Here is a 12,413-nt window from a genome sequence, read left to right as displayed (position 1 = left end):
GCTCACCGCTGGACGCGGGCACCCGCCCCACGGACGAGCGCCTCGACCTCCTTCAGGCTGGCCATCGAGGTGTCCCCGGGGGTGGTCATGGCCAGCGCGCCGTGCGCCGCGCCGTACTCCACCGCGCTGGCCAGGTCGCCGCCGGTGAGGAGTCGGTAGATCAGCCCGGAGGCGAAGCTGTCGCCGCCGCCGACCCGGTCCAGGATCTCCAGGTCGGGCCGGTGGGTCGCCTGCACGAAGCCGCTGCCGGCGGACCAGGCGATCGCACCCCAGTCGTTGACGGTGGCGCTGCGCACGGTACGCAACGTCGTCGCCACCACCTGGAAGTTGTCGTACTCCTTGCTGACCGCCTCGATCATCCGCTGGAAGTTCGCCACCTCCAGCTCGGCGAGGGACTCGTCGGTGTCCGGCACCTCGAAGCCGAGCGAGGCGGTGAAGTCCTCCTCGTTGCCGATCATCACGTCGACGTACCGGGCCAGTCGGCGGTTCACCTCCTGCGCCCGGGCCTGGCCGCCGACCGCCTTCCAGAGGCTGGGCCGGTAGTTCAGGTCGTACGAGATCAGGGTGCCGTGCCGGCGCGCGGCGGCCATCGCCGCCTCGATGGTCTCCGGGGTGGTCTCGGAGAGGGCGGCGTAGATGCCCCCGGTGTGCAGCCAGCGCACGCCCAGCGTGCCGAACAGGTGGTCCCAGTCGACGTCGTCCGGCCCGAGCTGGCTGGCGGCGGTGTGCCCCCGGTCCGAGGTGCCGACCGCGCCGCGCACCCCGAAGCCGCGCTCGGTGAAGTTGAGCCCGTTGCGGACGCTCCGCCCGATCCCGTCGTACGGCAGCCACTTCACGAACGAGGTGTCCACGCCCCCGGTGAGGATCAGGTCCTCCAGCAGCCGTCCCACCTCGTTGTCGGCGAACGCGCTGACCAGTGCCGTACGCAGCCCGAAGCAGCGGCGCAGCCCACGCGCGACGTTGTACTCGCCACCGCCCTCCCAGGCCCGGAACGTCCGTGCCGTGCGTACCCGGCCCTCACCCGGGTCGAGCCGGAGCATCACCTCGCCGAGCGAGACGAGGTCGAAGCGGCAGTCGTCGGCGGAACGGATCGTCAGCATGGGCGGACCTTTCGGAGGCCGGACGGCGGCGGAGGGTGGCGGGGGCCGAACGGGTCAGCCGACGGGTCGACCGGCGGCGGGTCAGGCGGACGGAGTGCTGGTGGCGGGTCGGTGAGCCGGGCAGAGCGCTGGCCGGTCGGTCAGTTGGCGGGTCGGCTGGCGGCTACGGCGGCGGCGGTGAGCCGGGTGACCTCGTCCCAGCGGCCCTCGGCGAGCAGGGCGGGGGCGACCATCCAGGTGCCGCCGACCGCGAGCACGGCGGGCAGCGCCAGGTAGTCGGCGAGGTTGCCGGTGTTGACGCCGCCGGTCGGGATGAACCGGACCGACCGGAACGGCGCGGCCAGCGCCTTGACCATGCCCACCCCGCCGAGTTGCTCGGCCGGGAAGAACTTGACCGTGTCGAGCCCGGCGTCCAGGGCCATCTGGATCTCGGTGGCGGTGGCGGCGCCCGGGAAGACCGGCAGCCCGCGCTGCTGGCAGTGCCGTACCACGGCCGGCGAGAAGCCGGGGCTGACCACGAACCGGGCGCCCGCGTCGGCGGCCTGGTCGACCTGGGCGGGTGTCAGCACGGTGCCGGCACCGACCAGCAGGTCCGGCCGGTCCGCCATCGCCCGGATGGCGTCGGCGGCGGCGGCCGTCCGGAAGGTCACCTCGATGGCCCGCAGGCCGCCCTCGGCTAGCGCGGCGGCCAACGCCGGTGCCGAGGCCGCGTCTTCGAGGACCACGACCGGCAGGATCCGGGTTGCCGCGATCGTCTCCGTTACGCCGGCAATCTGTTCATCATCTTGAACGCTGGTCACATATGCGACCCTACTGCGCTCGCCGACGCTGTCAAGCCGGCTAGAGTGACCGCCATGACGACGGGCACGACCAGCGGCGCGGAGATCCGGCCCGGCCCGGCCGGGCAGCCGCCGAGCCGGTCGGAGCCGGTCGACGGCGCGACCCCGGGCGCGACCCCGGCCACGACGCCGTCCGGCGGCAGCGCCCCGCTCGGGCCGGTCGAGGCGTTCCAGCCGGTGAAGTCGGCCGGCCGGACCCTGGACGTACTGGAGGCGCTGGCCGACTCGCCGCAGCGCCGCTCCCTGGTCGAGTTGGCCCGGGCGCTGGGAATCCCGAAGAGCAGCCTGCACGGGCTGCTGCGCACGATGATCCAACGCGGCTGGGTGGAGGCGGACGCCACCGGTACCCGGTTCGGGCTGGGCGTACGCGCCCTCCAGGTCGGTGCCGCCTACCTGGAGGCGGACGACGCCACCGGCCTGCTGGCCGGAGTACTCGACGACCTCGCCGGCCAGTTCGGCGAGACCGTGCACCTGGGTCGGCTGGACGGCCCACACGTCGTCTACCTGGCCAAACGCGAGTCGGTGCACCCGCTGCGGCTGTACAGCGCGATCGGCCGGCACCTGCCCGCGCACGCGACCGCGCTCGGCAAGGCGCTGCTCGCCCAGCGCACCGACGAGGCGGTCGACCGGCTGCTGAGCTGGCCGCTGCCGGCGCTCACCCGGCACACGGTGACCGATCCGGAGCTGCTGCACGCCGAGCTGGCCACGGTGCGGGACCGGGGCTATGCGGTGGACCGCGAGGAGAACACCGAGGGGATCGTCTGCTTCGCGATGGCGGTACCGCTGCACACCCCGGCGGTGGACGCGATCAGCCTCTCCGTACCGGCCACCCGGCTCGACGGGGACAGCGAGCAGCGGATCGTCGCGGCGCTGCACGGCGCGGTCCGGCAGGTCCGGGCCGCCCGCACCCTGCTCGCCGGCGCCTGACCCCCGGCCGGCCGCCACCACCCACCACCACCCGCCATCATCGGTCGCCGCCGGTACCGCTGTTCGCCGACACCGCCACTTGCCGGCGGCGCCACTTGCCACTCACCGATAGCGCCACGCGGCGGTGCCACCCCACCGGCCGGCCCGCCTCCGCCGGTACGCCGTTCAGCCGGACGGAGCAACCGCCATAACCGGCTCATCGGCACGAACGACCCCGGTCGGCGGTCACCCGGTTGCGTTCCGAATTCAAGCGTGTAAATGTGTCCCTAGCTGCCATGGGAGCGCTCCCCCGGCATCACCCGCCGCACGCCCGGTTCCTCGCGGCACCCGCACCGCGCCACTCCACGGACACCCACCATGCCAAGGAGCATCATGAGACGTTCCGTCCCCGTCTTCGCGGCGGTCGCCGGCCTGCTCGCCAGCGCCGCGATCGCCGTGCTCACCGCCGCCGGCCCGGCCCAGGCCGACGTGCAGATCTGCGAGCAGTACGGCTCGACCACCATCCAGGGCCGGTACGTGGTCCAGAACAACCGCTGGGGCACCACCGCGCAGCAGTGCATCAACGTCACCGACACCGGGTTCTCCATCACCCGGCAGGACGGCCAGGGCAGCACCAGCGGCGCCCCGGTCTCTTACCCGTCGGTCTTCCTCGGCTGCCACTACACCAACTGCTCGCCCGGCACCAACCTGCCCATGCAAGTGAGCCAGATCAGCAGTGCGAGCAGCAGCATCAACTACAGCTTCGTCGGCGGCGCCACCTACAACGCCTCGTACGACATCTGGTTGGACCCGACACCGAAGCGGGACGGCGTCAACCAGATGGAGATCATGATCTGGTTCAACCGGCAGGGCTCGATCCAGCCGATCGGCTCCTCGGTCGGCACCGCCACCGTCGGCGGGCGTAGCTGGGACGTCTGGCGCGGCAGCAACGGCTCCAACAACGTGATCTCGTACCTGGCGTCGTCCCCGATCACGAGCTGGAACTTCAGCGTGCTGGACTTCATCAACGACACCCGCAACCGGGGTGCGATCACCAACTCGTGGTACCTGACCAGCATCCAGGCCGGCTTCGAGCCGTGGATCGGCGGCACCGGCCTCGCCGTGAACTCGTTCTCCGCGTCGGTGAACGGCGGCGGCAACCCGCAGCCGACCAGCCAGCCGACGAACCCGCCGACCGGCCAGCCCACCAACCCGCCGGGCGGCCCGTGCCGGGTCGCGTACTCGGCGAACTCCTGGAACAACGGCTTCACCGCGTCGGTGACCATCACCAACAGCGGTTCCAGCCCGATCAACGGTTGGACGCTGAACTACAACCTGCCCTCCGGCCAGCAGGTCACCAACACCTGGAACGCCACAGTCACCCAGAGCGGATCAGCGGTGACCGCCCGGAACATCAGTTGGAACGGCAGCATCCCGCCGGGCGGTACCGCCTCGTTCGGCTACCAGGGCACATTCAGCGGCACGTACTCGTCGCCGTCGTCGTTCACCCTGAACGGCGCCAACTGCACCCGGGTCTGACCTGATCCGTACCGGTCACGGCACTCCCTCGGCAGGCACGTCCCGTCCGGCCCCGGCCAGCATCCTGGTCGGGGCCGGACCCCGTTCCAGCAGGTCACCGACTCAGCGGGTCAGCGGGTGGTCAGGCCGGGGCCCAGTTCCAGACGTTGGCCGGGAATCCGGGGGTCGACGGCGCGCGGGTCGGCGAAGACCACCCGGCTCAGGTCGTGGCCGCCGGGGTCGCCGGCCAGCACGCCGGGTACCGCCGACAGCATCGCCGACCCGGCCGGCGGCACCGTGGGCAGCGCACCCGGCCGCCCCGGTGGCAGCACCGGCGCCAGGGCGCGGAACGCCGCGCGTACCCGGTCCGCCCGGTAGTCGCTCGGATCGTCGGTGGCCCGCAGCAGTACGCCGCCGTGCGTCAGCGGTCGCACCTCCGCGAAGGCGCCGGAGGCCCAGATCCGTTCCGGCCCGCCCAGCGCGCCGACCAGCTCCCGGGGGCAGATCGTCACCCACTCGTAGCCGCGCAGGTGGGTACGGCTCTGCTCGGCCGAGGACTCGGCGGAGCGGCCGAGCGCCGCGTCCAGCATCGTCGCCGGGGAGAGCAGGCCGGCGTTGACCACGATCTCGCCGTACGCCGGGTCCGTCGCGTCGCCGACCAGCCGGGCCAGCTCGACCAGGGCCGGCAGCACCAGCGGCAGCCTTCCGGACCGGCCCTCGAAGCCGACCGAGATCTGTAGCCGGACGTGCCGCCGCCCGGCGAACCGGGCCAGGAAGACGTCCAGCTCCGAGGCGGTCGCGGCCGGCGCGACATCGAACCACCGGGCCGAGAGCTGGGCACAGTCGTCGCTGATCCCGTCCGCCCACCGGGCGGGCCGACGCCGCCGACCCCGCCCGCCGGGGTCCTGCTCGAACGCGGTCAGCGAGGTCGCCGGTGCGGCGCTACCGGCCGGCTGGACGAACGGCAGCAGCATCCGGCACACCTCGTCGTGCCACCAGCGGGCCAGCGAACCGAGCCAGCCCGGGTCCTCGGCCCGGTCGAGATAGAGCAGCCAGGTGACGAAGTCCGGCTCCGGCCCGTTCTCCTCCGGTCCGGGCTGGCCGAAGCTCCCGCCGAGCAGTTGGTCGTACACCCGCACACCTCCACCTCGCACCGCCACGGCCGGGTCGACGGCCTCGCGCTCCGGGCGGCGCGGCGGCGCGCGACCTGGACGGCGGTTGCGGCCAGGGTAGTCGGCGGCGGCCGGCGGGCCGGAACCGCCGTGCCGGAACCCGAGCGAGGGCTCAGCGACCCATCGCGTCGAGCTGGCGCAGCTCGGCCTCGCTCAGCGAGAAGCCGAAGACATCGAAGTTCTCGCGAATCCGGGACGACGTACCCGACTTCGGGATGACCACGATGCCGTGGTCGATGTGCCAGCGGAGCACCACCTGGCTCGGGCTGACCCCGTGCGCCCGGGCGATCTCGCCGAGTACCGGATCGCGCAGGTCGGTGGTCTTCAGCGGGCTGTACCCCTCCAGTGCCACACCCCGCTCCCGGTGCTCCGCCAACCGGCGCGGGTCGTGCAGCGCCGGACCCCAGCGGACCTGGTTCACCGCCGGAGCCTCCTCGGTCGCCTCGATCAGCATGTCGAGCTGGTCGGTGTCGTAGTTGCTCACCCCGACCGTCCGGGTCAGCCCCTCGTCCCGGACGGCGAGCAGTTCCCGCCAGGTCGCGATGCTGGCCCGGTCCTGCGACGGCGGCCAGTGGATCAGCCACAGGTCGACGTACCCGGTGTCGAGCGCGGCCAGGCTGGCGGCGATCGTCTCCCGTTCCCGGCCGGCCTGCTCGGGCGGAAGTTTGGTGGTGAGGAAGATGTCCTCCCGGGCCACCCCGCTGTCCCGGATCGCCCGGCCCACCTCGTCCTCGTTGCCGTACATGGTGGCGGTGTCGAGGTGCCGGTAGCCGACGTCGAGCGCCTCCCGGACGGCGTCGTAGGCGCGGCGGCCGGTGAGCTGCCAGGTGCCGAAGCCGAGCAGCGGCATCCGGACCTCGCTCGGCAACAGGACGGTGGGCTGGTCGATCGCAGAGGTCATGGTGCGTTTCTACCCAGGTACCCCCTCACCATGCATTCCGGCGATCGGCCGCCCGGTCGGCGGAGAATGGCCGACATGGGTGACCGGCTGGACGAGTACCGGCGCAGACGCGATGCGGCGCGCACTCCCGAACCGGTGCCGGCCGTTGAGCGACCGCCGGAGTCGGAGTCGCCGGTGGGCGGTCGTCCGGAGCGGGTCGCCGGGCAGCCCGGCGGCCGGTTCGTGATCCAGCAGCACCACGCCCGTGCGCTGCACTGGGACCTGCGGCTGGAGCGCGACGGCGTACTCGCCTCGTGGGCGGTGCCGCGCGGGTTGCCGCGTGAACCGGGCCGCAGCCACCTGGCGGTGCACACGGAAGATCATCCGCTGGAGTACCTCGAGTTCTCCGGCGAGATCCCGGCCGGCGAGTACGGCGGCGGCCGGATGACCGTCTTCGACCGTGGCGACTACACCTGCGAGAAGTGGCGCGACGACGAGGTACTCGTCGAGCTGCGCGGCGGGCGGGTCTCCGGGCGGTACGTGCTGTTCCGGACGGCCCGGAGCGGCGCCCCGGACCGGACCGACGACCGGCGCGGTCCCGGGGGCGGCGGCCGGGACTGGATGGTCCGCCGGCTGGACCCGGCGCCGCCGGGCTGGCAGCCGATGCCCGACCGGGTCCGCCCGATGCTCGCCGGCACGGCGGCGACGTTGCCGGCCGACGATCCGGCCTGGGGCTACGAGATGCGCTGGGACGGGCTGCGGGCGATCGGGTACGTCTCCGGCGGCCGGCTGCGGCTGCGCTCCGGCACCGACGAGGACCTCACGGCGGCGTACCCGGAACTGCGTGAGCTGGCCGAGGCGCTGGCCCCCACCGAGGTCGTGCTGGACGGCGAACTGGTCGCCTTCGACCGCGCCGGCCGGGTTCGGCCGGCGGAGCCCCGCCTCGCCGGCCAGCGGAGCCCGACCCGGGACGGCAGCCAGTACCTGATCTTCGACCTGCTCTGGCTGGAGGGTACGAGCAGCCTGCACCTGCCGTACGCGCAGCGCCGCGAGCTGCTCGACGGCCTGGCCCTGTCCGGGCCGCACTGGCAGACACCGCCGTACTTCTCCGGCGGCGGCCGGTACGCCCGCGAGGCGAGCCGCGAACAGGGGCTGGCCGGGGTGGTGGCCAAGCGGCTGGACGCCGGTTACCTGCCCGGCCGCCGCAGCCGCCGCTGGCTCGCCGTCGACAACCGTCCCTGACCGACCGACCTCGACCGGCCCTGGCCTGCCCGAGATCAGCAGCGCCCGGAGCGGTGCCCGAGGCGGTGCCCGAAAGAGTGATCGAACGCGCGCGGCCGTTACCGCGCAACCCACCGCCCCGACAGGGATCATGGGGGAAACGGACGTACTGGAGGTCGCCCGGTGTACCTGACGCACCTGCACTGCCCCCGCTGCGACACCACGTACGACGCGGACCGGCCGCAGAACCTCTGCTCGTGCGGCTCACCCCTGCTGGCCCGCTACGACCTGGCCGAGGTACGCAAGGCGGTGGACCCGACCGCGCTGGGCGGGCGAGCCGCCGACCTGTGGCGGTACCGCGAACTGCTGCCGGTCGCGGAGGACCGGCACGTCACCACGTTCGGCGAGGGCTGGACCCCGATGCTGCCGGCAGCCCGGTACGGCGGGTCGATCGGCGTACCGGGGCTGCTGGTCAAGGACGAGGGGCTGGTGCCGACCGGCTCGTTCAAGGCGCGTGGCGCGGCCGTCGGGGTGTCCCGGGCCCGCGAGCTGGGCATCCGGCACGTGGCGATGCCGACGAACGGCAACGCGGGCGCGGCCTGGGCCACCTACGCCGCCCGGGCGGGACTGCGGGCCACCATCGCCATGCCGCTGGGCGCGCCCACCATCACCCGTCGGGAGTGCGTGGCGGCCGGTGCCGAACTGCACCTGATCGACGGCCTGATCAGCGACGCCGGCCGACACGTCGGAAAGCTCATCGCCGCCTCGGCCGGCTCGCCGGACGGGGAGATCTTCGACGTCAGCACCCTCAAGGAGCCGTACCGGCTGGAGGGCAAGAAGACCATGGGGTACGAGATCGTCGAGCAGCTCGGCTGGCAGGTGCCCGACGTGATCGTCTACCCGACCGGTGGCGGGGTCGGGCTGATCGGCATCCACAAGGCGCTGCACGAGATGCGGGAACTCGGCTGGATCGGCGACACGCTGCCGAGGCTGGTCGCCGTACAGTCCACCGGCTGCGCCCCGATCGTGCGCGCCTTCGGTGCCGGGGCGACCCGGGCCGAGCCGTGGGCCGACGCCTGGACGGTCGCCTACGGCATCAACGTACCCGCACCGCTCGGCGACGAACTCATCCTCGACGCGCTGCGGGACACCGCCGGCACGGCGGTCGCCGTCGACGACGAGGCGATCCTCGCCGACCTGCACGACTTCGGTGCCCGGGAGGGTCTGCTGCTCTGTCCCGAGGGCGCCGCCTGCCTCACCGCCGTACGCCAACTGCGGGCTGGCGGCTGGATCCGCGCCGACGAGCGGGTGGTGGTGCTGAACACCGGTGCCGGGCTGAAGTATCCGGAGACCGTCGACGTGGACAGCCTGCCGGTGGCCGGCTGACGCCGCCGGTCGTCGGAACTGCGGGCGGCCGGCGGCGTCAGCCGGGATCTGTCCGAGCCTGGACGCGCTGGACCGCATGCGGCTGTCCGGCCCGTCCTCGCCGGTCGTCGGGACTGCGTGCGGCCGGCGCCCGAGGCGTCGCGTCCGCTCGCCGGGCGGGCATGGCGCCGGGCCGAAATTTGACAACGACGGCCCACCGGCACTAAGCGTTGACTGGTTATGTCTTTCGCCGCGAAGCGCGTCCGGGCCACCGGATCGACCGAATCAGTTGACGTACCGGACCGGCTCGGCGAGTCCGATGCGGAGATGTGGCGCGGCGCTGCCGCGATCCTCGCCGCCAACTGGACCGGCAGCCACACGGTGCCGTCCCGCACGCTGTATCCGCACCAGTGGAGCTGGGACGCCGGTTTCATCAGCGTCGGGCTGGCCCACGTGGCACCCGAGCGGGCCTGGCGCGACCTGCGCAGCCTCTTCGAGGCGCAGTGGCCGGACGGCCGGGTGCCGCACATCGTCTTCGACCCCGGGGTCACCGAACGCGACTACTTCCCGGGCCCGTCCTTCTGGACCGGCAACGCCCCGAACGGCGGCCCGCCGAGCCCGAACGGCGCCGACACGGCGAGCGGCAACGGCGGCGCTGCGACTGGCCCCGGCGGCGCCACGGCGAACGGCAACGGCAACGGCGCCGGCACGGCGAGCGGCAACGGCGGCGGTGCGGCGAGCGGCAACGGCGCCGGGCCGGTCAGGCTGAGCAGTGGGATCGTGCAGCCGCCGGTGCACGCCGTCGGCGCCTGGGAGGTATACCGGCGCCGGCCGGACGAGGCGGCCACCGAGGAGTTGCGCTGGCTCTATCCGCGACTCGTCGCGCAACAGGAGTACCTGGCGACCGCCCGGGACGTCGGCGGTGCCGGTCTCGCCGCCATCGTGCACCCGTGGGAGTCCGGCCTCGACAACAGTCCGGCCTGGGACGAGGCGCTGGCGGCCGTACCGGCGGCGGTGGAGGTACTGCGTCGGTACGCCCGGCGGGACAACCAGGTGGTCTCGTCGAACCACCGCCCGACCGACGACGACTACGCCCGCTACCTGAGCATCGCGCTGTCGTACCGGGACGCCGGTTACCGGGACGCGGACCTCGCCGACCGGCATCCGTTCCTGGTCGAGTGCCCCGGGTTCAACGCGCTGCGTGGCGCGGCCGAGTTGGCACTGGCCCGGATCGCCGAGGTGGTCGGCGCCGACCCGGCACCGCATCGGGAACGGGCCGGTGCGATCACCCGGTGCCTGGCGGAGCGGCTCTTCGACCCGACGACCGGGATGTTCCACGCGCTGGACGTCCGGACCGGCCGGCGCAATCAGGCACGCTGCGTCAACGGGCTGCTGCCGCTGGTCCTGCCGGAGCTGCCGGCCGGGCAGGTCGACAGCCTGGTGGACGTGCTCGACTCGGCCCGGTTCGGGGTGACCGCCCGGATGCCGGTACCCAGCTACGACCGCTGCGCCGCCGACTTCGACCCGTACCGGTACTGGCGCGGTCCGGTCTGGTTCAACATCAACTGGCTGCTCCGGGCCGGGCTGCGGACGCACGGTCGGGACGAGCTGGCCGACCGGCTCCGCTCGGCCCTGCTCGACCTGGTCCGGGACTCCGGGTTCTACGAGTACTTCCACCCCGGCAGCGGCGCTGGCATCGGCTCTCCGGCGTTCAGTTGGACGGCCGCCCTCACCCTCGACCTCCTCGCCGATCCGCCGGACTGACGATCCCCGGGGGTTGACGACCCGCCGATCCGCCGAGCTGACGGCTGCCGGGCTGACGGGTTGACGAGCGGCCGTACCCGGTCAGTTCGTCGGCGGTTCGTCCTTGCCGGCCTCCTCCATCGCGTCCGCCTCCTCCTTCGTGTGGTGCACCGCCTGGTCGGAGTGCTCCGGAGGGCCGTAGATGGTGTAGAGCACCAGCGGGTTGGGCCCGGTGTTGACGAAGTTGTGCTTCCGTCCGGCCGGTACGACCACCAGGTCGCCCTGGGTCACCTTCCGGGTCTGCCCGCTGATCCGGGCCTCGCCGGTGCCGCTGACGAAGGTGAGGATCTGGTCGATCTCCTCGTGCACCTCCTCACCGATCTCGCCGCCCGGCGGGATCGTCATGATGACCAACTGGGTGTGCTTGCCGGTCCACAACACGCGGCGGAAGTCCGGGCTCTCCTCCGCGACGGTGGCGATCGTGAAGTGCTCCATGCCGGCTCTCTTACCCAGGATGTGGGGAGTTGATGCCGGGACCCTGGCAGCGGGAAGGTGCTGCCGGGACGGCCGGGACGGCCGGGAAATCCGAGGGTCGCCGTGACCGCCGGGGCCGGCGTGCCGGCTGGGCACTCCTACCAGGAACGGCCGGCTGTCGGGTTTGCTTCCGGGCACGGTGGGAAACCCCACATCTAGCCGGAACGACCCGGACGGGCGGACCGGCCGAGCCAGGTCCCCGCTGGCGTACCGCCGATGGGCTGCGCGGACGGGAGACGGCCAGAGCGCGGCGACGCCACGTCCCACCGGCGGCGCCGCGCGCTCATGGTCGGCGCCGGTCCGGCACCTCTCGGCACGTCGACCCCGAAACCCCGTGGGGCGACGTCGCCGCCCCATGGTCAAAGACCCGGATGAACGCGCCGTCGCACCGATCCGTCCGAAGCCGGTCCCTGCGGCCCGAGCGGCCGCGCAGGGCGATCGCCCGGCTGGAGGAGGTCGCACCGATCCGTCGGAAGGCCGGTCCCCGCGGCGCCGGGCCGCACCGCGGGGACCGGGGCCAGGCGGTACCGCCTGGCCGGAGACGCCCGGACGGTGGCGCGCCGCCCGGGCGTCGGTGTGTGGTCGTTCAGGACGAGACGTGCAGATGGAACGCGCGGTCGGCGGGAACCCCGGAGCTGTTCCAGGTCTGCACGAAGACCCCGGCGGGGATGCCGGCCCGGCCGACCACGGCGATCTCACCGGGTGGGGAGGTGCCGAGGCTGCCGGTCAGGCCGATCGTGGCGATGAAGGCCGAGCGGGCCACGTTCTGGATGAAGACCACCTCGTACTGTCCGGTGGCCAGCCGGGCCGACGAGACCGCGCCGAACCCCCGGGCGAGGGTTCCGTTCGCGTTCACCACGGCGAAGTGGCCCTGGGCGGTCGCCGGCAGTCCACCGGCGGTGGCGGGTACGGCAGCGACGCCGACCCCTTCGGCCTCGGTGGTGACGGCGGGTGGCTGCTCGCCCACGGCGACGGCGGCGGCGGGTTGTTCGGCGGCGACGGACTGTTCGGCGGCGTGCCTGGCCTCGCTGGTTTCGGACATGGCGGTGCTCCTTGCTGGTCGGGCCGGCCTCCGGCCCCGAAACGAGGGAGTGCGGGCGCGGCCACGGTGAGCGGTGGCGCGAGCCACGACGGG

The 12,413-nt window shown here is 73.2% G+C and carries 11 protein-coding genes; 5 read left to right on the top strand and 6 right to left on the bottom strand.

All coding sequences use genetic code 11. The annotated features are described in order from the left end of the window. Nucleotides 1–2: 2 nt before the first annotated feature. Nucleotides 3–1,100, bottom strand: a complete 1,098-nt coding sequence (locus Pen02_RS05525) for a sugar kinase (protein WP_203864829.1) — start codon at nt 1,098–1,100, stop codon at nt 3–5. A gap of 140 nt (nt 1,101–1,240) precedes the next feature. Then, a complete protein-coding gene (locus Pen02_RS05520) occupies nt 1,241–1,900 on the bottom strand; it encodes a bifunctional 4-hydroxy-2-oxoglutarate aldolase/2-dehydro-3-deoxy-phosphogluconate aldolase (RefSeq protein WP_203864828.1) in 660 nt (219 codons plus the stop codon). Between the two features lie 54 nt (nt 1,901–1,954). Here Pen02_RS05520 and Pen02_RS05515 point away from each other — a divergent pair, with 54 nt between their 5' ends. Next, entirely contained in the window at nt 1,955–2,866 is a 912-nt protein-coding gene (locus tag Pen02_RS05515) for an IclR family transcriptional regulator (RefSeq protein WP_203864827.1), read from the top strand. Nucleotides 2,867–3,238: 372 nt separating this feature from the next. Further along, nucleotides 3,239–4,384, top strand: a complete 1,146-nt coding sequence (locus Pen02_RS05510; protein ID WP_203864826.1) for a GH12 family glycosyl hydrolase domain-containing protein — start codon at nt 3,239–3,241, stop codon at nt 4,382–4,384. Between the two features lie 110 nt (nt 4,385–4,494). On the opposite strand, the gene Pen02_RS05505 is transcribed toward Pen02_RS05510, so the two are convergent. Together Pen02_RS05505 and Pen02_RS05500 are read right to left on the bottom strand one after the other, a co-directional pair. Then, the gene (locus tag Pen02_RS05505) at nt 4,495–5,502 is read right to left on the bottom strand and encodes a hypothetical protein (RefSeq protein WP_203864825.1); all 1,008 of its coding nucleotides are present in this window, start codon (nt 5,500–5,502) and stop codon (nt 4,495–4,497) included. Between the two features lie 145 nt (nt 5,503–5,647). After that, nucleotides 5,648–6,436 carry an aldo/keto reductase gene (locus Pen02_RS05500; protein ID WP_203864824.1) on the bottom strand — a complete coding sequence of 263 codons (789 nt, stop codon included), beginning with the start codon at nt 6,434–6,436 and terminating at the stop codon, nt 5,648–5,650. 75 nt (nt 6,437–6,511) lie between these two features. On the opposite strand from Pen02_RS05500, the gene Pen02_RS05495 reads away from it, so the two are divergent. From Pen02_RS05495 to Pen02_RS41560, 3 genes are all read left to right on the top strand, one after another. Beyond that, nucleotides 6,512–7,657, top strand: a complete 1,146-nt coding sequence (locus Pen02_RS05495; protein WP_203864823.1) for a DNA polymerase ligase N-terminal domain-containing protein — start codon at nt 6,512–6,514, stop codon at nt 7,655–7,657. A 162-nt stretch (nt 7,658–7,819) separates the two neighbouring features. Then, nucleotides 7,820–9,022: a threonine synthase gene (locus Pen02_RS05490; protein WP_203864822.1), complete on the top strand. Its 1,203-nt coding sequence runs from the start codon at nt 7,820–7,822 to the stop codon at nt 9,020–9,022. 306 nt (nt 9,023–9,328) lie between these two features. Then, nucleotides 9,329–10,765: an MGH1-like glycoside hydrolase domain-containing protein gene (locus Pen02_RS41560; RefSeq protein WP_239140123.1), complete on the top strand. Its 1,437-nt coding sequence runs from the start codon at nt 9,329–9,331 to the stop codon at nt 10,763–10,765. Between the two features lie 81 nt (nt 10,766–10,846). Here Pen02_RS41560 and Pen02_RS05480 read toward each other — a convergent pair whose 3' ends face one another. Both Pen02_RS05480 and Pen02_RS05475 read right to left on the bottom strand, forming a co-directional pair. After that, nucleotides 10,847–11,239 (bottom strand): cupin domain-containing protein, encoded by a 393-nt coding sequence (locus tag Pen02_RS05480; RefSeq protein ID WP_203864821.1) that lies wholly within the window; start codon nt 11,237–11,239, stop codon nt 10,847–10,849. A gap of 625 nt (nt 11,240–11,864) precedes the next feature. Further along, entirely contained in the window at nt 11,865–12,320 is a 456-nt protein-coding gene (locus Pen02_RS05475; RefSeq protein ID WP_203864820.1) for a hypothetical protein, read from the bottom strand. Between the last annotated feature and the right edge of the window lie 93 nt (nt 12,321–12,413).

The organism is Plantactinospora endophytica (genome assembly GCF_016862915.1).
Lineage (GTDB): Bacteria > Actinomycetota > Actinomycetes > Mycobacteriales > Micromonosporaceae > Plantactinospora > Plantactinospora endophytica.
The sequence above is the reverse complement of the archived record's forward strand: the minus strand, read 5'-3'. Positions and strand labels throughout refer to the sequence as shown.

Coding starts and splice junctions, on each gene's coding strand:
- Pen02_RS05475 (WP_203864820.1), bottom strand. CDS start 12,320: ATGTCCGAAACCAGCGAGGCCAGGCACGCCGCCGAACAGTCCGTCGCC.
- Pen02_RS05500 (WP_203864824.1), bottom strand. CDS start 6,436: ATGACCTCTGCGATCGACCAGCCCACCGTCCTGTTGCCGAGCGAGGTC.
- Pen02_RS05515 (WP_203864827.1), top strand. CDS start 1,955: ATGACGACGGGCACGACCAGCGGCGCGGAGATCCGGCCCGGCCCGGCC.
- Pen02_RS05525 (WP_203864829.1), bottom strand. CDS start 1,100: ATGCTGACGATCCGTTCCGCCGACGACTGCCGCTTCGACCTCGTCTCG.
- Pen02_RS05495 (WP_203864823.1), top strand. CDS start 6,512: ATGGGTGACCGGCTGGACGAGTACCGGCGCAGACGCGATGCGGCGCGC.
- Pen02_RS05480 (WP_203864821.1), bottom strand. CDS start 11,239: ATGGAGCACTTCACGATCGCCACCGTCGCGGAGGAGAGCCCGGACTTC.
- Pen02_RS41560 (WP_239140123.1), top strand. CDS start 9,329: ATGTGGCGCGGCGCTGCCGCGATCCTCGCCGCCAACTGGACCGGCAGC.
- Pen02_RS05510 (WP_203864826.1), top strand. CDS start 3,239: ATGAGACGTTCCGTCCCCGTCTTCGCGGCGGTCGCCGGCCTGCTCGCC.